Below are 22,709 nucleotides of genomic sequence, written 5' to 3' on the forward strand. Positions count from 1 at the left end.
GCAGGGCAGCGCGGCACACGCGGTGGCGAGCATGGACGTCGTCATTTGCGCAGCGCGTTCAGGTGGCGGGCAAAGCGCTCGCCCGAGAGTTCGAGGTTCAGCAGGTATTCGTCGACGCGGCTGCGAAAGTAGCGCCAGAAGATCAGCGTCGGAATGGCCACGATCAGGCCGAAGGCCGTGTTGTACAGCGCAATCGAGATGCCATGCGCCAGTTGCGCCGGGTTGCCCGCGCCGACGGCGCCGCTGCCGGGCGACTGCGACCCGAAGATCTCGATCATGCCGATCACCGTGCCCAGCAGCCCGAGCAGCGGGGCGGCGGAAGCGATGGTGGCCAGGGCGGGGAGGTAGCGCTCCAGCTTGTGCGCCACGGTGCGGCCCGAGGCTTCCATGGCCGCGCGAAGGTCGTCTTCGGTGCAGCGCGGGTTCGCGTTCAGCGCGCGCAGGCCGGCGGCCAGCACCTGGCCGAGCATCGAGTTGCGTTCCAGCTTGGTCACCACGTCGGGCCCCGGGATGGCGGTATGCGACACGGTAATGGTTTCGTCGAGCAACTTCGGTGGCAGGACCTTCACGGTTTTCAGACTCGTGAAACGTTCTATAACCAGCGCGAGCGCAATGACCGAACAAGCGAGCAAGGGCCAGATCGGCCAACCCGCGGCAACTATGATGGAAAACAAGAAAATCCTCCGGCCCGTAGACTGCAAATGCGCGGCGATTATCCACTGAGCCCACCATCGGCACGCGCCTTGTTTGGATGTCGGCACAGACGCACAGATTCTGTGGATAACTTTGTGACTAACCTGCTGCGCAAGGCGTCCGAACCCGCATGGGACGGCCTTTTCGCTAGAACGACTGAATTTTGAGCAGCACTTTTTTCAATGAAATCAATGGCTTGCACGTGGAACCGTGCGCCTGTTCCGCCGCAAGCGCGCAAAGCACGCGTCTTGAGGCGCGTTGTGGAAGAGTGGCTTTGGGCCGTGCGTGCGCGTCATGAACATGCGTGAACCGAATTCCGCGCCAGGCCCTCGCGTGTGGGCCGTGGGCGCGCTGTGCCGCGCGGTGGCCGATGCGCTCGACGCGCGTTTCAATCCGGTCACGGTTCGTGGCGAGATTTCGGGGTTTTCGCGCGCTACGAGCGGACACTGTTATTTCTCGCTCAAGGACGAATCCGGTCAATTGCGTTGCGCGATGTTTCGCCGCGCAGCCGGCCTGCTCGACTTTTCGCCGCGTGACGGCGACCAGGTCGAGGTGCGCGGACGGCTCGCGGTCTACGAGCCGCGCGGCGATCTGCAACTGGTGGTCGAGAGCCTGCGGCGCGCGGGGCAGGGCGCGCTGTTCGAGCAGTTCATGCAGCGCAAGGCACGGCTGGAAGCCGAAGGCCTGTTCGATCCCGCACGCAAGCGGCCCTTGCCGGCCATGCCGCGCGCGGTCGGCGTCGTCACTTCGCTGGGCGCGGCGGCATTGCACGACGTGGTCACGGCGTTGCGACGTCGCGTGCCGCACATTCCCGTGGTGCTGGCGCCGGCGGCCGTGCAGGGTGCCAACGCGCCGGCGGACCTGGTGCGTGCATTGCAATCGCTCTATGAACTTGAGCCGGCTGTGGACGTCATCCTGCTGGTTCGAGGCGGTGGCTCCATCGAAGACCTGTGGGCTTTCAACGACGAAACGCTGGCGCGCACGATCGTGCAGAGCCCGGTGCCGCTCATCAGCGGCGTGGGGCATGAAACCGACTTCACCATCGCGGATTTTTGTGCCGACCTGCGCGCGCCCACGCCCACGGCGGCCGCCGAACTCGTCAGCGCGCCGCGCGACCTGTGGCTCGGGGCCATCGACTTGCTCGACGAGCGGCTGAGCGATGCGCTGGGCGGGCGGCTCGATGCACTGGGCCAGCGGCTGGACCAGGCGGCGGGCCGGCTGGGCCGTCCGTCGAACCTCGTCGCTCGCCAGCAGCTTCGCCTGGCGCACCATGCGCAGCGGCTGCACTACGCGGTGCTGTCGCGGCGCGAGCGGCTGGCGCAGGTGCCGCGCTCCATCGCCGCGGACTTTCCCGTGAAGTTCGACCGGGCGTTGACGCAGCGTCGCGAGCGCCTCGAGCGCGTCGCGCTTCGCCTGCGGCTGCTCGACCCGGCGCTGGTGCTGCAACGCGGCTATGCATGGCTCACCGATACAGACGGTCATGCGATCGTCAGCGCGACGCAACTGGCGCCCGGCGATGCGGTCACCGCACGGCTCGCCGACGGCGAGGTCGACATGACCGTCACGCCGGGCGACGCGACGGGAACGCGTCCGACGCGGCCTCGATGATTAATTCCTAGAATCCTTGATTCCCCACAACCAACCCACGAGAAAAAACCATGGAACATGTGCTCCCACCCCTACCGTACGCCCTTGACGCACTGGCACCCGAGTATTCGAAGGAAACCCTGGAGTACCACTACGGCAAGCACCACAACGCCTATGTGGTGAACCTCAACAACCTGCAAAAGGGCACCGAGTTCGAATCGATGACGCTCGAGGAGATCATCAAGAAGTCGAGCGGCGGCATCTACAACAACTCGGCCCAGATCTGGAACCACACCTTCTTCTGGAACTGCATGAAGCCCCAGGGCGGCGGTGCACCGACCGGCGCGCTGGCCAAGGCCATCGATGCCAAGTGGGGCAGCTACGACGCCTTCAAGGAAGCCTTCGTGAAGTCGGCTGTCGGCAACTTCGGTTCGGGCTGGACGTGGCTGGTGAAGAAGGCCGACGGTTCGGTGGACATCGTGAACACCGGCGCCGCCGGCACGCCGCTGACCACCGAAGACACCGCGCTGCTGACCGTGGACGTCTGGGAACACGCCTACTACATCGACTACCGCAACCTGCGCCCGAAGTTCGTCGAGACCTTCCTGGCCAAGCTGGCCAACTGGGACTTCGCGGCCAAGAACTTCGGCTGAGAAGACCACGGCTCGGATCGCGGCTGAGCACACGCTCCGCCAATGAAAAAGCCGACCCGCGGGTCGGCTTTTTTGCGGGCTGCAGCCAGCGGATGCTCAGCGTTTGGTGGCTGCGAACAGCTCGCCACCCAGCTTCGCACCCTTCTTGATGTTCTTCTTGGCGAACCAGCCCTGGTTCATTTCAAGCACGTAGCGCACCGGCTCCAGCGAGCAATGCGAGTTCTCGGTCATGGGCTGCATGTCGACCAGGTTCACGATGCGGCCGTCGTCGGCCACGAAGGCGGCGGTGAGCGGCAGGATGGTGTTGCGCATCCAGAAGCACTGGGTGGCGGGTTGCTCGAACACGAAGATCATGCCCTCGGCCTGCGGCATTTCCTTGCGGAACATCAAGCCGATTTCGCGCTGCTGAGGCGTTTGCGCAATCTGCGTGTCGATCTTGTAGAGGCCGACCGACAACTGCGTGCGTGGCAGGTCGGTCTGGGGTTGCTGCTGGGCTTGCGCCGACATCATGAACGACGCGGACACGAGGAGCAGGGCGGCGAGACGCTGGAACATCGGACAACTCTTTCAGGGTGGGGTCGGTGCCCGGCCCGTAGTCAAAATTGAAGCTGATTGAAAGCCAAATGAAAATGCCCGCTGATGCGGGCATTGCCGGAGAGCGAGAAAGCTTACACCTTCTTGGCGGTGGCCGTGTGGGCCTTGGCCACGTGGCGAACCTTGTGCTTCTTGGCGGCAACGTGCTTCTTGGCAGAAGCGTGCTTGGCAACCTTCGCGGCGGCGGGAGCGGCCGTGGTGGGTTCGGCTTGTTGAGCAAAAGCACCGGCAGCGAAGAGACCGGCGACCAGGGCTGCGAGCAGCTTGTTCATGAAGAGATCCTTTGAAATTCGTTGATTTGGATTGCCCTTCCCGCGGAAGGTAGACATTCAACGGAAGCCGCGACGCGTGGTTGACAGTCGGACAACGACTACAGGCGAAAAAAAAGCGCCCCGAGGAGCGCTTTCTCTCGAGCAGGCCGAATTACTTCGGGGTGCCGCCTTGGGTCGACTTGCGCTTCACGCTGCCGTCCTTGTTGCGACGACGCTGGTCGCGCGATTCAGCGCGCTTCTCGCCGGAAGCAGCAGCCTTGTCGCCACCGATGGCGCCGCCTTCGGGCGTCTTGGCTTCGTCGCCAGCGGGAGCTGCAACCTTGCCAGCGGGCTTGGAAGCCTTCTTGGCTTCGGCACGTTGCTGCGACTTGCTGTTGGTGGCGTTACCTTGTTCGGGCGTGGTGCCGGCCGGGTTTTGTGCATAGGCGCCAGCGGCAAACAGGCCAGCGATCATGACTGCGAGAATTTTGCTCATTGAAGATTCCTCTATCGAGAATTGGTTGGAAACGCCTCCCGGCGAGCAGAAGGTCAGCCACTAACGAGGCCGATGGCCCTACGGTTGACAAACGCTTGCTGATGGGTTGCGTCTAAAATGTACAGCGATTTGTTCACGGGCTGTACAGCGAATCCACCCCGTGTCTGAATTCGCTGACAGTTGTCAAAATTAAGTCAATCCCGGAGTCAATCCCCCACATGTCCAGCTATCAGCACATCAAAGTCCCGACCGAGGGTCAGAAGATCACGGTCAACGCAGACAACTCGCTCAATGTGCCTGACGAACCGATCATTCCCTTCATCGAAGGCGATGGCACCGGCCTGGACATCACCCCCGTCATGCTGAAAGTGGTCGATGCGGCCGTGGCCAAGGCCTATGGCGGCAAGAAGAAGATCCACTGGATGGAGGTCTACGCCGGCGAAAAGTCGACCAAGGTCTACGGCCCCGACGTCTGGCTGCCGGAGGAAACCCTGCACGCCGTGCGCGACTACGTCATCTCCATCAAGGGCCCGCTGACCACGCCCGTGGGCGGCGGCATCCGCTCGCTGAACGTCGCGCTGCGCCAGGAACTCGACCTGTACGTGTGCCTGCGCCCCATCCAGTACTTCAAGGGCGTGCCCAGCCCGGTGCGCGAGCCGCACAAGACCAACATGGTGATCTTCCGCGAGAACTCGGAAGACATCTACGCCGGCATCGAGTTCGAGGCCGAGAGCGAGAAGGCCAAGAAGCTCATCAAGTTCCTGCAGGACGAAATGGGCGTCAAGAAGATCCGTTTCCCCAACACGTCGGGCATCGGCGTCAAACCCGTTTCCATCGAAGGCACGGAGCGCCTCGTGCGCAAGGCCCTCCAATACGCCATCGACAACGACAAGCCGAGCGTCACCCTGGTGCACAAGGGCAACATCATGAAGTTCACCGAAGGTGGCTTCCGTGACTGGGGCTACAACCTGGCAGCCAAGGAGTTCGGCGCCGAGCTGATCGACGGCGGCCCCTGGATGAAGTTCAAGAATCCGCGCACCGGCAAGGACATCACCGTCAAGGACAGCATCGCCGACGCTTTCCTGCAGCAGATCTTGCTGCGCCCGGCCGAGTACAGCGTGATCGCCACGCTCAACCTCAACGGCGACTACGTGTCCGACGCACTGGCCGCGCAGGTCGGCGGCATCGGCATCGCGCCCGGCGCAAACATCAGCGACACCGTCGCCATGTTCGAAGCCACGCACGGCACGGCCCCCAAGTACGCCGGCAAGGACTACGTGAACCCCGGTTCCGAAATCCTCTCCGCCGAAATGATGCTGCGCCACATGGGCTGGAAGGAAGCCGCGGACCTCATCATCAGCGCGATGGAAAAATCGATTGCCAGCAAGAAGGTCACCTACGACTTCGCGCGCCTGATGGAAGGCGCGACGCAAGTGAGCTGCTCCGGCTTTGGCCAGGTCATGATTGACCACATGTAATTGCCCCTGCATTTGCCGACACCTTCGGGTGTCCGCCGAGCCCCTGAATTTCTGAAAGGAAATTCAGGGGCTTTTTCTTTTGCGACTCGACTGTCTCGCTTTGCATTGAAACAGTACTTTAGTGATAGGTCGGAAGGGGGGGGAATGGGCAAACGTCACAGATCGATTTGCTCCCGGCCTGAGGAAACTATTGCTTGAAATTGTGCACGGCCTGCACCACCGGAAGGCCACCAGAATCGCGCTCATTCCAGAAAGCATAGGGAGCGCGGAGTGGACAAGAAAAGCGAAAACGCAGGTTCGTCGGTGCGGCGTTCGACCGGCATGCCGACCCAGGTCGCCGTGTCGGGAATCGCCCCATGACGATCGCGCGCCGAGCCTTGTTCGGCAAGCTCAACCTCACCTTGTTTCGCGGCATCGAATCCGCGACAGCCTTCGCGAGGCTGCGAGGCAATCCCTACGTTGAACTGACGCATTGGATCCACCAACTCTGGCAGCTCAACGACAGCGATCTGCATCGGGTGTGCCGCCACTACAAGGTCGATTCGCAAACAGTCGAGAAAGACCTGGCGTCTTCACTGATGACATTGCCTTCAGGGGCGACCTCGCTGAGCGATTTTTCCCATCACATCGAAGCCGCCGTGGAGCGCGCGTGGGTACTGGCCAGTCTCGAGTTCGTTGATCGCAGCATTCGCGGCGCATGGTTGCTGGCGGCACTGCTGCAGACGCCCGAACTGCGCCGCGCGCTTCTCGCCATCTCGCCCGCATTCCAAAGAATCCCCGCAGACCAATTGACCGACGAGGCCGCGAGGCTGGTTGCTGGCTCCCCTGAAGACCTGCAAGGACCGCATGACGGTTCTGGCACAGCGGCTGCACTGCCGGGCGAGCCTGTTGGTGCGACGGCTGATTCTTCTGGCGGCAAATCTGCATTGCAGAAGTACTGCACCGATCTCACCGCCCGTGCGCGTGCCGGAGACATCGATCCCGTGATCGGCCGCTCGCACGAGATCCGTACGATGGTCGACATCTTGTTGCGCCGTCGGCAGAACAACCCGCTGTTGACCGGTGAAGCCGGTGTCGGCAAGACAGCGGTGGTCGAGGGCTTGGCACTCGCCATCGCCAGCGGCGACGTACCGCCAACACTGCGAGATGCATGCCTTCTGAGCCTCGATGTGGGAGCGTTGCTCGCCGGTGCAAGCATGCGGGGCGAATTCGAATCGCGCCTGAAGTCGTTGCTCGACGAGGCTGGTGACTCGGTCCAACCGGTCATCCTCTTCGTCGATGAGGTGCACACGTTGATCGGTGCCGGCGGGCAAGCAGGGACAGGCGACGCGGCCAACCTGCTCAAGCCCGCGCTCGCACGCGGGACCTTGCGCACCGTGGGCGCCACCACCTGGAGCGAGTACAAGCGCCACATCGAGAAGGATCCCGCGCTGACCCGGCGCTTCCAGACGTTGCAGATAGCGGAGCCCGAAGAAGCGGCCGCCATCGAGATGGTGCGCGGCCTGGTGGGCACCTTTGCCTCGCATCACGGCGTCACGGTTCTCGACGAAGCGATCAGGGCTGCCGTCACGCTGTCCCATCGCTACATCCCCGCGCGACAGCTCCCGGACAAGGCGATCAGCCTGCTCGATACCGCTTGTGCGCGCGTGGCGATGTCGCTGCACACAGCGCCGTCAACGGTCGAGCGGCTCCGAACGCAAGCAGCGGCCTTGCAGGTCGAACTCGGTTTGCTCGGTCAAGAAAAAAAGGTCGCGCAGGGCCGCGATGCCCGATTGAAGGCGATCGACACGGCTAAGGAAAAGATGGCCATCGTCGCCGAAGCGCTCGCAAGCCAGGAGGCCAAGTGGCAAGACGAACTGGCGGCTGTCCGAGAGATTCATGCATTGAGAGGGAGAGAGGGAGCGTGCGAAGAAGAGGCGGGCTGCGCTGGAGGCTCGTTGCCTTCAGCGCAGCTCATCGCCCTCGAGCAAGAGCTAAGCGCGCGGCAGCAGGATGCGCCGCTGATCTTTCCCCAGGTCGACGAGTCCGTGGTCGCCGCCATCGTGGCCGACTGGACCGGCATTCCGGTCGGGCGCATGGTTCAGGACGAGGTTGCGGCCGTCTTCAGCCTGCAATCCCGGCTCGACGCGCGCGTCATCGGCCAAGGCCACGCGCTCGCCGCGATTGCCGAGCGGGTCCAGATCGCTCGGGCTCGCCTTGCGGACCCCGACAAGCCCGTGGGTGTGTTCCTGCTGGTCGGACCATCGGGGGTAGGCAAGACCGAAACGGCATTGGCGCTGGCTGAGGCGATGTACGGGGGGGAGCAAAACCTCATCACCATCAACATGAGCGAGTTCCAGGAGCCCCACACCGTCTCGACCCTGAAAGGGGCGCCGCCCGGGTATGTGGGCTACGGGGAGGGCGGGGTGCTGACAGAGGCCGTGCGGCGCAAACCCTACAGCGTGATCCTGCTGGATGAAGTCGAGAAAGCCCATCCCGATGTCCACGAAATCTTCTACCAGGTGTTCGACAAGGGCTGGATGGAAGACGGGGAAGGGCGGCACATCGACTTCAAGAACACCACCATCCTGTTGACAAGCAACACGGGGTCGGAACTCATTTCAGGTCTCGCCGACCGGGCAGAGGCCACCCTCGACGTCGAGGCCCTGCGCGAGCGACTGCATCCGGTCTTGCGCACCGTCTTTCCCGCCGCTTTTCTCGGGCGATTGGTCGTCGTGCCCTATCTGCCGCTGGGTCCGAGTGCACTGGGAAACATCGTCGCACTGCACCTGTCCCGCATCGTGGAGCGCATGACCGCGCAGCATGGCATCGATCTGACCTTCACGCCGGCACTCGTGCGCGAGATTGTCGAACGCTGCGGCGCCCACGAAACCGGCGCCCGTCGCCTCATCGGGTTCATCGATCAGAAGCTGCTTCCCGTGCTGTCGCGCCAATGGCTCGACGCATTGCAACTGCGCAGAACGATCACCCGGATGTCGGTCGACACCCGTGGTGGGAACCCCGACAGCCAAAGCTTTCAAGGAGGGGACGCCATCGTTTGCCACACCGAGTACGCCTAAGTGTCCCCGACCGCCCGCGCCGCGCTCGGCGTTTTCGGCCCGGGCAAGTTTCAGCAATTTTCAGAAGGGAGTTTTCATGACCACCAACAACAGCAGTCAGAAGTTCATTGCCCGCAATCGGGCGCCACGCGTGCAGATCGAATACGACGTGGAGATCTATGGTTCGGAAAAGAAGATCGAACTGCCCTTTGTCATGGGCGTGCTGGCCGATCTTTCCGGCAAGCCAACCGAGCCGTTGCCGCCGGTCGCCGAACGCAAGTTTCTCGACATCGACATCGACAACTTTGACGAGCGCATGAAGGCGATCCAGCCGCGTGTTGCCTTCGCCGTGCCCAACACCCTCACGGGTGAGGGCCAGCTCATGGTCGACATCACCTTCGAGAGCATCGACGACTTCTCTCCGGCGGCCGTGGCCCGCAAGGTCGAACCGCTCGGCCGCTTGCTCGAGGCGCGCACCCAACTGGCCAATCTCCAGACCTACATGGACGGCAAGGCCGGCGCGGAGGGCCTGGTCAACAGGCTTCTGCAAGACCCAGCGCTCATGAAATCGCTGACGCAGGCGCCCAAACCTCGCGGCCTCGCTGGTACTTCCCACGCCAGCAATGACGAATCGCCCGCCGACTCGGCGTCCTGAACCCCAACGCACGGAATCTCAAAGATGACCATCACCAGCGACCCGGTGCACCACGTGTCCGAGCGGGCATACCACGACAGCAGCTCCGACTTCGCCTCCCTGCTGGACCGGGAGTTCAAGCCCAAGACCGACGAGGCCCGCGATGCCGTCGAAGCGGCTGTGCGCACATTGGCCGAGCAGGCGCTGATCAACGCGGCGACCATGACCGACGATGCCTACAGCAGCATCGAAGCCATCATTGCCGAGATCGACCGCAAGCTCTCCGAGCAGATCAATCTCGTGCTGCACAAGGACGACTTCCAGAAGGTGGAGTCCGCCTGGCGCGGTATGCACCACCTGGTCTACAACACCGAGACGGACGAGAAGCTGAAGATCCGCTTCATGGACTTGTCGAAGGACGAGATGCGCCGCACGCTTCGTCGCCACAAGGGCATCGCGTGGGACCAGAGCCCGGTGTTCAAGCGCATCTACGAGGAGGAATACGGACAACTCGGTGGCGAGCCTTATGGATGCCTCGTGGCCGATTACTACTTCGACCACACGCCACCCGATGTCGAACTGCTGGGTGCCGTCGCCAAGATATCGGCGGCGTCGCACGCGCCTTTCATCGCCGGCTCCGCACCATCTTTGCTTGGCATGGAGTCCTGGCAAGAACTGGCCAACCCTCGCGACCTGGCGAAGATCACTTCGAACCTGGAGCACGCCCCCTGGAACTCGCTGCGCAGCACCGAGGACTCGCGCTATGTCGGGCTCGCCATGCCGCGCTTTCTCTCGCGCCTGCCGTACGGCGCAAAGACCAACCCGGTCGACGAGTTCGATTTCGAGGAAGAAACCGAGGGTGCGGACCATCGCAACTACGTGTGGAGCAACGCCGCGTATGCCATGGCCGTCAACATCAACCGCAGCTTCAAGCTCTACGGCTGGTGCACCATGATTCGCGGCGTCGAATCGGGCGGCACGGTGGAGAACCTGCCTTGCCACACCTTCCCGACCGACGACGGCGGCTTCGACATGAAGTGCCCGACCGAGATCGCCATCTCGGACCGTCGTGAGGCCGAACTTGCCAAGGCCGGCCTGATCCCGCTGGTGCATCGCAAGAACACCGACCATGCCGCCTTCATCGGCGCGCAGTCGATGCAAAAGCCGCAGGAGTACATGGACCCGGACGCGACCGCCAATGCCAACCTGTCGGCGCGCCTGCCTTACCTGTTTGCCAGCACCCGCTTTGCGCACTACCTGAAGTGCATCGTGCGCGACAAGATCGGTTCGTTCAAAGAGCGCGAGGACATGCAGCGCTGGCTCAACGAATGGATCATGCATTACGTCGATGCCGACCCCGCCAATTCCTCGCAGGAAACCAAGGCACGAAGGCCGCTCGCCGCCGCCGAGGTCGTGGTGGAGGACATCGAGGGCAACCCGGGCTACTACAGCGCCAAGTTCTTCCTGCGGCCTCACTTCCAGCTCGAAGGCCTCACCGTCTCGCTGCGACTCGTCGCCAAGCTGCCGTCGCTCAAGGAAGCGGCCTTAGCCTGATCACAGGCGCCGCACGTCATTCGAGGAAGTGGCACGCAGATGCCACCGACCCAACCGCTCAGTGCGCCGACCAGAGCGCTCGAGCATCTGTCACATCACAACAAAGTTCAGGGAGTTTTCATGGCACAAGACATTTTTCTGAAGATCAACGGCATCGAGGGTGAGTCGCAGGACAGCGACCACAAGAACGAGATCGAGGTCCTGGCTTTCAACTGGAAGGCCTTCCAGGAATCAACCATGCATGCCGGCTCGGGCGGCGGCGCCGGCAAGGCCACGGTGGAAGACCTGGAGTTCGACCACTACGTGGACCGGTCAAGCCCCAACCTCATGAAGTACTGCCTCACCGGCAAGCACGTGCAGGAAGCGAAGCTCACTGTCCGCAAGGCCGGTGGCAACCCGCTGGAATACCTCAAGTTCACGTTCAGCGACGTGATCATCACGGCGATCCAGCCCTTCGGTTCGAACTCCGACGAGATGCGCGTCAAGGAGCGCGTGCGTCTTTCGTTCTCCAAGATCAAGCAGGAGTACGCCGTGCAGAACGCCCAGGGCGGCAGCGGTGGCGCGGTGACGGCCGGCTACGACATCAAGGGCAACAAGGAGTCCTGAGCCTTTTTCGCTCAGCCCAGCCTCGCGTTGGGGTTTTCGACCTTCGGTCGGGCGGTGCGCATCGGTGCGCCACCCAGACCAAGGTCGGTTTTTTGACGATCAGCCCTTTTTCTCTGTTTCCCCCTATGGTCTTCAATGCGCCCGGTCTTCGGCGGCTTTCTGCTGCGCGCCAGCAAGCGCTCATCGCGCTCGTGCTGGCCGTGGCAATGCCTGCTCATGCCCAGTTTTCGTATCCGAGGGAACAGACCAAGCTCGACATCACTCTTTCGGCCGACGCAGGCGTCAACCCTGACGACAAGGGCAGAGGGGCACCGATCCTGGTGCGTGTCTATGAGCTGAAGTCCGAGGGCAGCTTCGAGTCGGCCGACTACCTGTCGCTCAACGCAAACGACAAATCGACCATCGGCGCCGAGCTGCTCGGGAGAGACGAATTCATCTTGCGGCCTGGAGACGTCAAGACGATTCGCCGCAAGTCGCATCCCGACGTTGCGGCCATCGGCGTTATCGCGGGCTATCGCGACCTGGCGCAAGCCGACTGGCGCGCAGTCCAGAAGATCGACCCGGCGCCTGAAACCGCCTGGTATCGCGCGGTCATGCCGGCCAACAAGCTCAAGCTGCAGATCAACCTGCAGCCCAAGGGCATTCAACTCGTTCCCATCCAGTGAGCGTGAAGCTCGCGAGCACCACCTTCCATTCATGAGCTGGTACAACAAAGTCGCCTGGAGCGAAGGTCTGTTCCTGCGCCCGCAGCTGTTTCAACAGCAGGAGCGCTACCTCGAGCATCTTGCACACAAGCGAGCGGCTTCGCTGGGTCCGTTCTACTGGGGGTTCACGCACTACGGCATCGACGCCGAATCGTTGTCGCTGGGAAAACTCGTGCTCGGCAGCGCCGCCGGCATTTTTTCCGACGGCACCCCGTTCGACGCGCCGGGCCAGACTTTGCCGCCGAAGCCCCTGTCGGTGCTGCCGGAGCACCTCGAGCAGGTCATCTATCTCGCCGTGCCCATCCGAACGCCCAACGGCGAGGAGACTTCCTTCGACGATGCGACGGCGTCGCTCGCACGCTTTTCGGTGTTCGACACCGAACTGCGCGATGCGAACTCGCTCGGGCAAGGACCGAAGACGGTGCAGCTTTCCAGGCTGCGCCTGCGGCTGTTGCCGCAGCGGGAACTCACCGACGCCTGGATCGGCCTGCCGCTCGCCAGGGTCACGATGCTTCGCTCCGATGGCAGCGTCGCCATCGATCCGCACCTGATTCCTCCGGTCGCAGGCTACGGAGCAAGTCCGTTGTTGACGGACTGGGTCATCAACCTGCACGGCCTGTGCCGGCTGCGCGCCCAGTCGCTGGCGGCCCGGCTCAGCGGCAACGATGGCAAGTCGAGTGAATCGGCGGAGGTGTCCGACTTCTTGCTGCTGCAGATACTCAATCGATACGAGTCCCTGTTCGAGCATTGGCTTCGCGTTCGGGAGACTTCACCGGAAGCGGTCTACACGGCACTGCGGACGCTGAGTGCGGAACTTGCCACCTTCGTGCGACCCAGCACGCGCCGGCCCGCTGCGCATCCGGCCTACCAGCATGCGGACCCGTACCTGTCCTTCAGGGAGCTGATCGGCGACGTGCAGGCGATGCTGAACGATGTGCTGGTGCGCAGCGCTCAAAGCATTCCTCTGGCCAACCGTGCGAATGGCGTGCGTGTTGCCAGTGTCGAGCCGTCCGAGCTTCAGGGCTTCTCGAGCCTGGTCTTCGCGGTGGCGGCGCACACGCCTCCCGAGCAACTGGCAAGCCAGTTTCCTGCCCGCTGCAAGGTCGGTCCGAGCGACCGGCTCGCCGAGCTCATCCGCTCGCACCTGCCGGGCATTCCGCTGCAGACACTGCCCGTGCCGCCGCGCCAGATTCCTTTCAACGCGGGCTTTGTCTACTTCCAGATCGATCCGCGCGGCCCGCTCTGGGAGCACATGGTCAAGCACGGTGGCCTGGCGCTGCATGTCGCGGAAGAGTTCCCGGGACTGCGGCTGGAACTCTGGGGCGTGCGAGAGAAATGACGGAGCAAAGACGCCAATGACAACCCCCATCACCAGCCTGCAGAAGGAATACATCCGTCTGCTCGACGGCAGCGCCGCTGCCATGACTATTGCCGGCGCGGACATCGCCCCCGGGGCCTTCGTCGGCGTTGCCTGGCGGAATCTCACGTTCACCGGATGCGACTTCGCTGGTGACGGAAACGTCAAGCTGAGCTCGATGACCGACTGCACGTTCATCGACTGCAGGTTCCTGGCGCCGAGGCACGACTTCGGCGTGATGGCGAACGTGCGTTTCAGCCAATGCAGATCGACGGGCCGCTCGATTTTCGGCGGTCGCGACGGAAGCACCGGCGTGGCGTTCGAGGGTTGCACCTTTGCCGGCGGTGACGCTCCGCCGGCCGGCTACGAGGGAATCGGCTGCACTGGCGAGGTGGTGTTCCGCAACTGCGTTGGCGCCGGAGACCTGCTGGTGGCCGGCACGCGGCTGACCATCGAGGCCTGCCGATTCGACAACATGAGCTTCGTCATCGGACGGCAGCGCAACCGCGGAACGCCGCTGGCCGCCACGGTGGTGATCGACAACTCGCAAGGCACCGGTGTGTGGCGCATGGTCGAAGGCCGCATGAGGACCAGCCATATCCGCAACAGCAGCTTCGAGCAAATCGTGAACGACGGCGCCGAGTGCGAGCCCTGAGCGAGCACGTCCGTTCACCACTGCTCATCTCGCCCCGTTCATATCCATTCAATGCCCATGCTCTACAACGAAGAACGCGACAACGCACCTGCCGGAGATGCCAGGCGTGAGCCCCACGGCGATCCCTTGAACGGCGTCCTCGTTCCCGACGACAGCGCGGCTGACCCGAGCTTGGCTGCAGAAGCCTCGTCGCAAGAGCGGCTGGCAGCGGTTGCGGCTGCACGTAATCCTTTGCTCGAGGCCGCGCAGCCGCTGCTGCGCGCGCTGGCGGACATGCCGGCGCAGCTGAGCCAGGAGGGAGTGACAGTGTTCCACCGCCTGCTGGAGCGCGAGGTCGCAAGCTTTCAGTCGGTCTGCAGCAGCGCACTCATCAAGCACGAGCACGCGGTGGCCGCCAGCTACTCGCTGTGCACTGCGCTCGACGAAGCCGCCAACAGCACGAAGTGGGGCGGTGGCGAAGGGACGGAGGCCGGTGTCTGGGCCGGCCAGCAGTTGGCAGCGAAGTTCCACGGCGACACCAAGGGCGGTGACAAGTTCTTCCTGCTTGTCGGTCGCCTCGCGGCAAGCCCGCAGGAGCATATCGATCTGCTTGAGTTGATGTACCAGATCCTCGGTCTTGGATTCGAAGGGCGCTTCGGCACGGCCTCCAACGGACGCCGGCAGCTGGAGACGGTTCGTCACCAGCTGTTCGGCCTGCTCGGCACGGCAAGGGGCGATGTCCCGCAGGATCTTTCCCCGCACTGGAAGGGCGCAGATGCCGGCACGCTGCGGCGCCTGCACAGCGTGCCGGTATGGATGACGGCGTTGCTGCTGTCGCTGATCCTCTTCGGCCTCTTCGGCTGGTACAAGTACCAGCTCTTGCAGCTTACGGCGAGCGTGCAGGAACGCATTGCGGCCATCGGTCGCATGCGTCCGCCGCCCGAGCCGCCGGTCAAGCCGATGCGATTGAAGGAACTGCTGGCCGCAGAAATCACGCGTGGCACGGTCAGCGTCGAAGAGGACGACCGACGGAGCGCGGTCACCTTCAAGGGCGACGACATGTTCGTGCCGGGGCAGGCGCGCATGAGCGCGAAGATTTTGCCGGTGCTGGCCAAGGTGGCGGACGAGATCAACAAGGTCTCCGGCACGGTGAAGGTCACTGGGCATTCCGACAACCAGCCCATCAGGACCCGCGAATTCCCCAACAACCAGGTCTTGAGCGAAAAGCGGGCGACCGCCGTGGCGACCGAACTGCAGGGCAGGGGCGTGGTGGCCACGCGCATCCAGACCGAAGGACGCGGCGATACGGCGCCGATCGCGGACAGCGCCACCGCCGTCGGCCGCGCCAGGAATCGCCGGGTCGACATCGTCGTCACGCAAGGTGGCGGCGGGGCGCCGCAGCAAGCCTCCAAGGCCACCGCAGCGCGCTAGAGGCAGTTCAGGAAGCTCTCATGAAATACCTCAAACAGTTTTTTGCGTTTCTTTTCTCGCGGCAAATGCTTGCGTTCACGGCCGCGTTGTTGCTGGCGCTCGCGATCTGGTTCATCGGTCCCTTGCTTGCCGTCGACGGCTTGCGACCCCTCGCGTCGGCGGGGGTACGCGTGACCTTCATCGTGTTGTTGCTGATGCTTGCCATGCTTTGGCTGGTGTCCGGTCCCGTCAGCCTCGTGGCGGTCGCGGCCCTGTGCCTGCTGACCTGGCATGCGGGGCCGTTGCTGGCCATCGGCGCGCAGAGGCCGCTGGCTTCGGCCTGGGTGCGCGCGGCGATCATCGGGGTCATGCTGCTGGCCTGTGCGCTCTACTGGCTCTACCGGCTCTGGCACGCGTTGCGCAACAACGAGGATCTGCTCACGAAGTTCCTGAGCTTCGGGAAGGATTCGGGCAAGGACGAGGTGGCGAAAGACGAGATCAAGACGATCACGACCGCTGTCAACCGGGCGCTTGCGCAGCTCAAAAGTTTGCGTGTTGCAGGCGGCCTTCGCAGCCTGTTCGAGGGCAAGCGCTACCTGTACGAGTTGCCCTGGTACATGATCCTGGGCAGCGTCGGGGCCGGAAAGACCACGGCATTGCTCAACGCCGGGCTTCAGTTTCCGACGCCTCGCCAAGCAGGCCATTCTCCGAAGCGCATCGCGATCGCTGCCGAGGGCGGCACCTCGCACACACACTGGTGGTTCACCAACGACGCGGTGCTGATAGACACCGCCGGCCACTACACCACGCAGGACCGCAATCCCGACATCGATCCAGCGGAATGGCGCGGATTCCTCGGCCTTCTGCGCAAGCATCGCTCTCGCGCACCGCTCAACGGCGTGATCGTTACGCTCAATGTGTCCGAGCTTCTTTCCATGACCGCCATGCAGCGCGCCGAGCACGCCGGCATGGTGCGGGACCGGCTTGCCGACCTGCGCGAAGAACTGGGCATTCGTTTTCCGGTGTACGTGGTCGTCACCAAGACGGACTTGCTGCGCGGGTTCACCGAGTACTTCCAGTCGCTTACCAGCGAAGGTCGAACCCAGGCCTGGGGCTTCACCTTGCCCTTTCAAGGCATGAAGGGACAGCGTTCTGCAGCTCAGGGTCGGGAGGGTTTGAGAGCCCAGGTCGAAGCCGAACTGGCGTTGCTCAACGACCGGTTGGCCGCCGGGTTGCATTCGCGGCTGAACGAAGAATTCGACGTCGACCGCCGCAAGCGATTGTTCGCCTTGCCGCAAGAACTCGCCGGCCTGGCCGAGCCGCTGGTGCTCATGCTCGACGAAATTTTCCTGGCCTCGCGCTTCGACCGCACGCAGGTGCAGGACATGCTGCGAGGTGTTTATTTCACCAGCGGCTCGCAGGCCGAATCGGACCTGCCGGCCGTGCCGGGCACCGTGTTCCAGCGGCTTCAGCGCAGCCTGGGTATTTCGTCGTCGCGGGCCGATGGCGCGACGCCTGCGCGCGGTGGGCAGAGCTACTTTCTCCAGGACGTGCTGACCAAGGTGGTCATTCCCGAGGCTCATCTCGTGAGGCCGAACCTGCGCTGGGAGTTCCGCTTTCGCCTGTTGCGCTTCACGGGACACGCGCTTTGCATCGTGATTTTTCTGTGGTTGGCCAGTGCGCTCGCGCTGAGCTTCGGCAACAACAAGCAATACCTGAGCACGGTGGGCCAACGCGTCGACTTGCTGTCCGGCCAGGTTCGCACACTGTTCGCCAGCTTCAAGCTGATGGGCGTTCCCGATGTGCTCAACGGCGCCAGCGAGTTGCCGGGTTACCCGGGCCTCGACATTGCGCATCCGCCTGTTGGCTTTCTGTACGGCCTGTACACGGTGCCGCCGGTGCTCGAGGCGACGCACGAAACCTACGCCCAGTTGCAGGACCACATGCTGATGCCCTCGATCCTGAAGCGCATGGAGGCGGTGCTGACGCAGAGCGTGAAAGACGGCGACGCCAAGACGGCTTATGAAACGCTGCGGGTCTACAAGCTGTTGCACGACCGGGATCGGTACATGAGTGGTGGCGCGCGAGACGTTCGCAACTGGGTGCTCAAGGACTGGGAGGCGGCCGACAGCGCCGCGGCATTCGGCGGACGCGCATCGATGGTCGGCCATGTGACTGCCCTTTTCTCCGGCGAGCGTCCCGCACAGTCGGCGTCACTGCCCAACGAAGTCTTGGTGCGGGCGGTTCAAGAGTTCTTGAACAGCAATACGTCCACCCAGCGAATCTACGAGCGCGCGAAGGCCGCGATGCTCCCCGAGGCGCCGCAGGAGTTCACGCTGGTGCGCGCAGTGGGCCCGCAGGCCGGCACGGTGTTTTCGCGGGCCGGCGGCCTGCCGCTCGAGAAAGGCATTCCGGGCCTGTTCACCTACGACGGTTACCACGAGCTCTTCAACAAGCGCTTGCCCGAGTTCGTAGGGCAGGCGTTGGATGACGACGCCTGGGTCATGGGGCGTGCGAGCGAAGGGCTCGCACGTGGTGTAGCAAAGAAGGCGGCTGCGCTGCTGGACGACCCGACGCGCAAGCAGCAGAACGATCTCTTGCTGGAAGATGTCCGCCGCCAGTACCTCACCGAGTACGCCCGCCATTGGGAGGCTTTCCTCGAGTCGGTGCGCACCGTGAGCGGCAGTGACACCACCGGTACCAGCCTGGGCTTCGATCTGAATGTGCTGCGGCAGTTTGCCGCGCCCGATTCGCCGTTGGCGCGGCTGGTGCGCGCGGCCGCCCGGGAGACCACGCTGTCGCGGCCATTGGCTGTTCGGGCGCAGGAGGAGAAGGGCTTTCTCGACAAAGCCACGGACGAGCTCAACAAGCAGACCAGCGCCATCGGCAGGGGTCTCGGCATTCGTGCTGAAGAGCGGCTCGAAAAGCAGATCGTGGACAACCGCTTCGCCGCGCTTCGCGAAGTCGTCACAGGGCAAGCCGACATCGGCGCGGGCAGCGTCGGGCAGGGCGGCGGGAAGCCCGGCCTCGAAGCCATCTCGGGCCTGGTCAACGAGTTCTACACCTTGCTGGTCGTGGCCGACACGGCGCTTTCAGCCGGCAGCCTGCCGCCGGGCGGGGCCGAAGTCGGCGCGCGGCTGAAGCTGGAGGCCGGCAAGCTCCCGGCTCCCTTTCGCGAAGTGTTGACGGCCTTGGCCAGCAGCGGCAGCGACAAGGTCGTGCAGGGCTCGGCGGGCATCCTGCGCAACCAGGCGCAGTTGCAACTTGACCGCCTGATGGGCCTGATGGCCATGCAGGTCAGCGAACCGTGCAAGCGAGGGGTGGAGGGCCGTTACCCGTTGGCGGCGGTGGCGCAGGACGCGTCCATCGAAGATTTCACGCTGGTGTTTTCGGTGGGCGGTGCCGCCGACGAATTCTTCAACAAATACCTGGCCTCCTATGTGGACACCAGCGTCAGGCCATGGCGCTACAAGGATGCAAACACGGCCAATGCCATGGTCGGTGCGGAAGGTGCTGCTGGCGGAGCTAACTCGGCGCCCGCCACCGCGGGGCCGACGCTGCTGGGTGAGTTGCTCAAGCTGTTGGCACACGGCGGGCCGAACCTCGATGCGTTCTACCGGGCGCAGCAGATCCGCGATTTGTTCTTTCGCGATGCAGGCGGCAAGAAGTTCGCCTGGAAGATGGATTTGCGCGTGCTCGAACTCGAACCGGGCATCACCGAACTCGTGATCGACATCGACGGGCAGGGCCAACGCTATGTCCACGGCCCGGTGCAGGCATTTCCCGTCAGCTGGCCGGGCCCGCGCGGCGGGGCCATGGCGGAGATCACCGCCAATCCACGCATCTCGGGAGCAACTTCGGGCGTGCAGGCCAACGGCCCTTGGGCGCTCTTTCGGCTGCTCGAGAAGGGGCGCATCGTGAACACCGCGACGCCAGGGCGCTTGAGCGTCGAGTATGTGTTCGACGGGCGCAAGGCGTTGATCGACATCAACGCCGGCAGCCAGCCCAACCCGCTGGGCAGTGATGTGCTGAAGGGCTTTCGCTGCCCTGGTAGGGCAGCTTGATCATGTGGGCGAGGCTGCTTGATCGCTGCCTGATCACACCACCCGCCATGTGGGGCACGTGGCCGGGCCACGCTGATCTTGTTCAAAGTGGCGTGCGTCGAGGTGAAGGGGAGGCATGGGCATCCTGGTTGTTCAAGCAAACCCCGAACGCGAGCGCAGGCCTGTCTCCGAAGGCCGCGGCCGTTCCGGTCGCATTTGTCTTACCGCCTGGCGCTCTGGCGTTCGCTTCTCGTCGGTTCGTGTTGGGAGTGATTGCCAGGTCGACCGACGTGGCAGGGCATCACCAATCGCTCGTGATCTATCAACAAGCCAACGCACACTCGGTGAAGAAGCACTTCGAGGCGCAGCGACATCAGCCGTGCGACTGGCAATTCTGGTTGGCCCGTGCGGTCGCGCGCCACATGCTGGTTGAAGACGCGGCGACCGCCGCGGAAATGACATCCACGTTGAAGGCGCTGTGGCGCGATCAGAAACGAGCTTTTTTTGTGCCGCCGAATGCAGCATGGCCCCATGTCGAAACGATGGCGTCGGCCAGCCTGACGCATGAGTTGCTCGACCGAAGCGCGGGCAGTGCGCCTGGGCACGACCCGGCTACGCGGTTGCAGGGCGTGCGCCACCTGCCGTGGGCCGATTGGCCGCAACGCCTGTCGGGGGCTTGCGTCGAAAGTGCGTTCTGGCAGCAGGATGCGCAAGGTCGTTTCGTTGGCGCGGCCAACCGGCTCGAGGACTTGTGGAGCGGCCTGGAATGAACACCGTGGGCAACAACTTGGGCGCTCGGTTCGAGGGTGGCGGCGGCGTCGCGCCGTTGCGGCTTCGGCTGACGCACATGGGCGGCGAGGCACGCAGCGTGACCGTGCACGTGCCTGCGAGCGGCATGGGTGTGGCCGACGCGCTCGCCATGGCGGGTATACACCCGGCCGACGCTCAATGGCGCCTCGCCAATCTGTGCCGCATCCGCTGGGACGCCATGGCGCAGGGTTGGAAACTGCAGAATCTCAGCTACACGTTGACGTGTGCACTCAATGGCGAGCGAGTTGCGCCGGCGCTGCCGTTGTGCGTCGCGACCGGAGACGTGCTGGAGCTGGGTTTGCTGCGCTTTGTGGTGGCGCCGGAAGATGGCGTGGCCGTCTGCGACGAGCCGGCCGATGCGCCACGAATGCCGGCACAGGACGAAGCCAACGTTGCGCCATCCGCTCGCAGCTTCGACTTGCGCGACCTGGCGGTGGGGGCGGAAGACAGCGACGAAGTCTTGACCCAGGGCGACACGACAGCCGACGCTTTCGCCATGCTGCGGATTGCCGGCACGCAGCCTCGTTCGAGCTCCGATGTTCTTTCGGGGTTGCTCGGCGAGTCGCGACGTTCCGACGCAGGTTCGGTGCAGACAGCGAGCAGCCAGGCGTCGGCAGCCGTCACGGTCCCCCGCATCCCGTTGTTCGACGAACTGCATGACGAATTCGTGCGCGTCGTTCGCGATCCAGATCAACTCGCCGGTCTTGGCGGCTGGGACCACCCGCTGCTCGCAGGTGGTGGCGAACCGGCCCCGACGCTGAATCAACTCCAAAAACAGGCTGAGCGCTTTCCCTTGCTGCGCGACATCCTGCAGCCGTCAGAAGGCATCGACCGCATCATCGAAGGCTTCGAGGCGCTGAACCCGTCCCGCCTGCTTGATCCGGCTGCTCCCGAAGACGTGCTGGGGCTGTTCGCGCCGGAACTCGTGAGGGATGCACGCGCGTCGCTGCCGAGCCTGACGCGGCGGGAGCACCATCAACTGTCGCCGGACAGCCATGTGCGCATCGGTCCGCCGCGCGTCCGCGCCGGCGAAACAAAAACCTCCGACAGCGAAGGCGCAGCATGAGTTCCGACTCCACGCACGCTCTTTCATCGATGTTGGCTCGGTTGCGTCAAGCGCCGTGGCGGTTTGGTTTTTTTGCCTTGTTGCGGCGATTCGGCGCGTCGAACGCTCAACAGCCCCCCATCGGGCTGGCGAGCCGCCCGCAGCTGGAGGCCTTCAGGCTGGGGCAGGCGGCTGCCTTGATCTTTGCGCCTCGCGAGATTGCCGAGGCCGTGCTGCCCGGGGAGGCAGACGACCGGCCCCCCGGCAGCGCCAGTCCGCGATCAGGAAACAACCCGCTGTTTCCGATGGTGCGCGTGTATGGCCTGGGGATGCTGGGACCGAACGGTCCGCTGCCGCTTCACTACACGGAAATCGTGCGTGACCGAAGCGAGAACCACAGCGACACGACGCTGGCGGACTTTCTCGACCTGTTCCACCACCGCTACCTCACGCACATGTACCGGGCATGGGCGCAAAGCCAGGCTGCGGCGGGGCTCGACCGGGCCGATGACGAGGTGTTCAGCCGCTATGTCGCGCGCCTGACGGGGCACGATCCGCTGGAGATTCGCGACTCTGTGCTCCCGGCCCATGCCCGGCTCGCGGCGTCGACGCACCTGGTGCGGGAGGCGCGCAATGCGGACGGGCTCGCCGCCACGCTGGCCCGATACTTCGCGGTGCCGGTGCAACTGCAGGAGTTCGCGCTGCACTGGATTCGCATCGACGACGACGACCGCAGCCATCTGGGCCAGGCGCGTGCTTCGAGCGTTATGGGCGTGGGGGCGATCGCGGGAGAGGTCGTGGCCGACCGGCAGAACAAGTTCCGGCTCGTGCTCGGGCCGCTCGACCTGGGCCAGTACCTGCGCTTTACGCCCCAAGGTCGCGACTTGCCCGCGCTCGTCGAATGGGTGCGTGCCTTCGTCGGCTATGAGTTCGTCTGGGAGGTCGAGTTGCGCGTGCGAAACGACAGCACGCCGCCGGCGCGGCTCGAGGACGGTGAAAAGCTCGGGTGGTCGACCTGGCTGGGCGGCGCGGAAGGCAGCGCGCCGGCCGCCGATTGCAGTGTCGGCATGGTTTTCGAGCCCGAGCAATACGTACGGGCTTCCTTCACCGGCGAGTAGCCGC

Annotated in this window: 19 protein-coding genes; 15 read left to right on the forward strand and 4 right to left on the reverse strand. The window is 64.0% G+C overall.

The genetic code is table 11. The features are described from left to right. Positions 1–41: 41 nt before the first annotated feature. A complete protein-coding gene (locus AB6807_RS04410) occupies positions 42–674 on the reverse strand; it encodes a MotA/TolQ/ExbB proton channel family protein (RefSeq protein WP_116908949.1) in 633 nt (210 codons plus the stop codon). Positions 675–987: 313 nt separating this feature from the next. Here AB6807_RS04410 and xseA point away from each other — a divergent pair, with 313 nt between their 5' ends. Next, complete coding sequence (xseA, locus tag AB6807_RS04415) at positions 988–2,301, forward strand: exodeoxyribonuclease VII large subunit (protein WP_371083631.1); 1,314 nt, start codon at positions 988–990, stop codon at positions 2,299–2,301. A gap of 50 nt (positions 2,302–2,351) precedes the next feature. After that, on the forward strand, positions 2,352–2,933 hold the full coding sequence (locus AB6807_RS04420; protein ID WP_371083632.1) for a superoxide dismutase: 582 nt from the start codon (positions 2,352–2,354) through the stop codon (positions 2,931–2,933). Between the two features lie 96 nt (positions 2,934–3,029). Here the strand turns inward: AB6807_RS04420 and AB6807_RS04425 are convergent, their stop codons facing one another. The 3 genes from AB6807_RS04425 to AB6807_RS04435 all read right to left on the reverse strand — a co-directional run bounded on the left by AB6807_RS04425 (position 3,030) and on the right by AB6807_RS04435 (position 4,274). Beyond that, entirely contained in the window at positions 3,030–3,488 is a 459-nt protein-coding gene (locus AB6807_RS04425; protein ID WP_116908952.1) for a DUF192 domain-containing protein, read from the reverse strand. A 113-nt stretch (positions 3,489–3,601) separates the two neighbouring features. After that, entirely contained in the window at positions 3,602–3,799 is a 198-nt protein-coding gene (locus AB6807_RS04430; protein WP_116908953.1) for a hypothetical protein, read from the reverse strand. A gap of 151 nt (positions 3,800–3,950) precedes the next feature. Beyond that, positions 3,951–4,274 carry a cell envelope biogenesis protein TolA gene (locus AB6807_RS04435; protein ID WP_116908954.1) on the reverse strand — a complete coding sequence of 108 codons (324 nt, stop codon included), beginning with the start codon at positions 4,272–4,274 and terminating at the stop codon, positions 3,951–3,953. A gap of 218 nt (positions 4,275–4,492) precedes the next feature. Between AB6807_RS04435 and icd the strand changes: the two genes are divergently transcribed. From icd to tssG, 13 genes are all read left to right on the forward strand, one after another. Next, entirely contained in the window at positions 4,493–5,752 is a 1,260-nt protein-coding gene (gene icd / locus AB6807_RS04440) for an NADP-dependent isocitrate dehydrogenase (protein WP_116908955.1), read from the forward strand. Between the two features lie 356 nt (positions 5,753–6,108). Beyond that, entirely contained in the window at positions 6,109–8,811 is a 2,703-nt protein-coding gene (gene tssH, locus AB6807_RS04445) for a type VI secretion system ATPase TssH (RefSeq protein ID WP_371083633.1), read from the forward strand. A gap of 76 nt (positions 8,812–8,887) precedes the next feature. Next, positions 8,888–9,445: a type VI secretion system contractile sheath small subunit gene (gene tssB, locus AB6807_RS04450; protein WP_371083634.1), complete on the forward strand. Its 558-nt coding sequence runs from the start codon at positions 8,888–8,890 to the stop codon at positions 9,443–9,445. A gap of 24 nt (positions 9,446–9,469) precedes the next feature. Next, entirely contained in the window at positions 9,470–10,978 is a 1,509-nt protein-coding gene (gene tssC / locus AB6807_RS04455) for a type VI secretion system contractile sheath large subunit (protein ID WP_371083635.1), read from the forward strand. Between the two features lie 120 nt (positions 10,979–11,098). After that, positions 11,099–11,584: a type VI secretion system tube protein Hcp gene (locus AB6807_RS04460; protein ID WP_116908959.1), complete on the forward strand. Its 486-nt coding sequence runs from the start codon at positions 11,099–11,101 to the stop codon at positions 11,582–11,584. A 125-nt stretch (positions 11,585–11,709) separates the two neighbouring features. Next, a complete protein-coding gene (tssJ, locus tag AB6807_RS04465; RefSeq protein WP_371083636.1) occupies positions 11,710–12,249 on the forward strand; it encodes a type VI secretion system lipoprotein TssJ in 540 nt (179 codons plus the stop codon). Between the two features lie 31 nt (positions 12,250–12,280). Continuing rightward, positions 12,281–13,627 (forward strand): type VI secretion system baseplate subunit TssK, encoded by a 1,347-nt coding sequence (gene tssK, locus AB6807_RS04470; RefSeq protein WP_371083637.1) that lies wholly within the window; start codon positions 12,281–12,283, stop codon positions 13,625–13,627. A gap of 16 nt (positions 13,628–13,643) precedes the next feature. Beyond that, positions 13,644–14,300, forward strand: a complete 657-nt coding sequence (locus AB6807_RS04475) for a hypothetical protein (protein ID WP_371083638.1) — start codon at positions 13,644–13,646, stop codon at positions 14,298–14,300. Between the two features lie 57 nt (positions 14,301–14,357). Further along, entirely contained in the window at positions 14,358–15,710 is a 1,353-nt protein-coding gene (gene tssL, locus AB6807_RS04480; RefSeq protein WP_371083639.1) for a type VI secretion system protein TssL, long form, read from the forward strand. 20 nt (positions 15,711–15,730) lie between these two features. Continuing rightward, a complete protein-coding gene (gene tssM / locus AB6807_RS04485; RefSeq protein ID WP_371083640.1) occupies positions 15,731–19,753 on the forward strand; it encodes a type VI secretion system membrane subunit TssM in 4,023 nt (1,340 codons plus the stop codon). A gap of 293 nt (positions 19,754–20,046) precedes the next feature. Continuing rightward, complete coding sequence (locus AB6807_RS04490; protein ID WP_371083641.1) at positions 20,047–20,502, forward strand: hypothetical protein; 456 nt, start codon at positions 20,047–20,049, stop codon at positions 20,500–20,502. After that, positions 20,499–21,608 (forward strand): TagK domain-containing protein, encoded by a 1,110-nt coding sequence (locus tag AB6807_RS04495; RefSeq protein ID WP_371083642.1) that lies wholly within the window; start codon positions 20,499–20,501, stop codon positions 21,606–21,608. Before AB6807_RS04490 ends, AB6807_RS04495 begins: the two co-directional genes overlap by 4 nt. Beyond that, positions 21,605–22,705 carry a type VI secretion system baseplate subunit TssG gene (gene tssG, locus AB6807_RS04500; protein ID WP_371083643.1) on the forward strand — a complete coding sequence of 367 codons (1,101 nt, stop codon included), beginning with the start codon at positions 21,605–21,607 and terminating at the stop codon, positions 22,703–22,705. The genes AB6807_RS04495 and tssG overlap by 4 nt, the downstream gene beginning before the upstream one ends. Positions 22,706–22,709 lie beyond the last annotated feature (4 nt).

The sequence above is a fragment of the Variovorax sp. RCC_210 genome (assembly GCF_041355175.1).
Classification (GTDB): domain Bacteria; phylum Pseudomonadota; class Gammaproteobacteria; order Burkholderiales; family Burkholderiaceae_C; genus Variovorax.

Coding starts and splice junctions, on each gene's coding strand:
- tssL (WP_371083639.1), top strand. CDS start 14,358: ATGCTCTACAACGAAGAACGCGACAACGCACCTGCCGGAGATGCCAGG.
- AB6807_RS04435 (WP_116908954.1), bottom strand. CDS start 4,274: ATGAGCAAAATTCTCGCAGTCATGATCGCTGGCCTGTTTGCCGCTGGC.
- AB6807_RS04495 (WP_371083642.1), top strand. CDS start 20,499: ATGAACACCGTGGGCAACAACTTGGGCGCTCGGTTCGAGGGTGGCGGC.
- xseA (WP_371083631.1), top strand. CDS start 988: ATGAACATGCGTGAACCGAATTCCGCGCCAGGCCCTCGCGTGTGGGCC.
- tssC (WP_371083635.1), top strand. CDS start 9,470: ATGACCATCACCAGCGACCCGGTGCACCACGTGTCCGAGCGGGCATAC.
- tssK (WP_371083637.1), top strand. CDS start 12,281: ATGAGCTGGTACAACAAAGTCGCCTGGAGCGAAGGTCTGTTCCTGCGC.
- tssH (WP_371083633.1), top strand. CDS start 6,109: ATGACGATCGCGCGCCGAGCCTTGTTCGGCAAGCTCAACCTCACCTTG.
- AB6807_RS04425 (WP_116908952.1), bottom strand. CDS start 3,488: ATGTTCCAGCGTCTCGCCGCCCTGCTCCTCGTGTCCGCGTCGTTCATG.
- tssM (WP_371083640.1), top strand. CDS start 15,731: ATGAAATACCTCAAACAGTTTTTTGCGTTTCTTTTCTCGCGGCAAATG.
- AB6807_RS04420 (WP_371083632.1), top strand. CDS start 2,352: ATGGAACATGTGCTCCCACCCCTACCGTACGCCCTTGACGCACTGGCA.
- AB6807_RS04475 (WP_371083638.1), top strand. CDS start 13,644: ATGACAACCCCCATCACCAGCCTGCAGAAGGAATACATCCGTCTGCTC.
- tssJ (WP_371083636.1), top strand. CDS start 11,710: ATGGTCTTCAATGCGCCCGGTCTTCGGCGGCTTTCTGCTGCGCGCCAG.
- AB6807_RS04430 (WP_116908953.1), bottom strand. CDS start 3,799: ATGAACAAGCTGCTCGCAGCCCTGGTCGCCGGTCTCTTCGCTGCCGGT.
- tssB (WP_371083634.1), top strand. CDS start 8,888: ATGACCACCAACAACAGCAGTCAGAAGTTCATTGCCCGCAATCGGGCG.
- AB6807_RS04460 (WP_116908959.1), top strand. CDS start 11,099: ATGGCACAAGACATTTTTCTGAAGATCAACGGCATCGAGGGTGAGTCG.
- icd (WP_116908955.1), top strand. CDS start 4,493: ATGTCCAGCTATCAGCACATCAAAGTCCCGACCGAGGGTCAGAAGATC.
- tssG (WP_371083643.1), top strand. CDS start 21,605: ATGAGTTCCGACTCCACGCACGCTCTTTCATCGATGTTGGCTCGGTTG.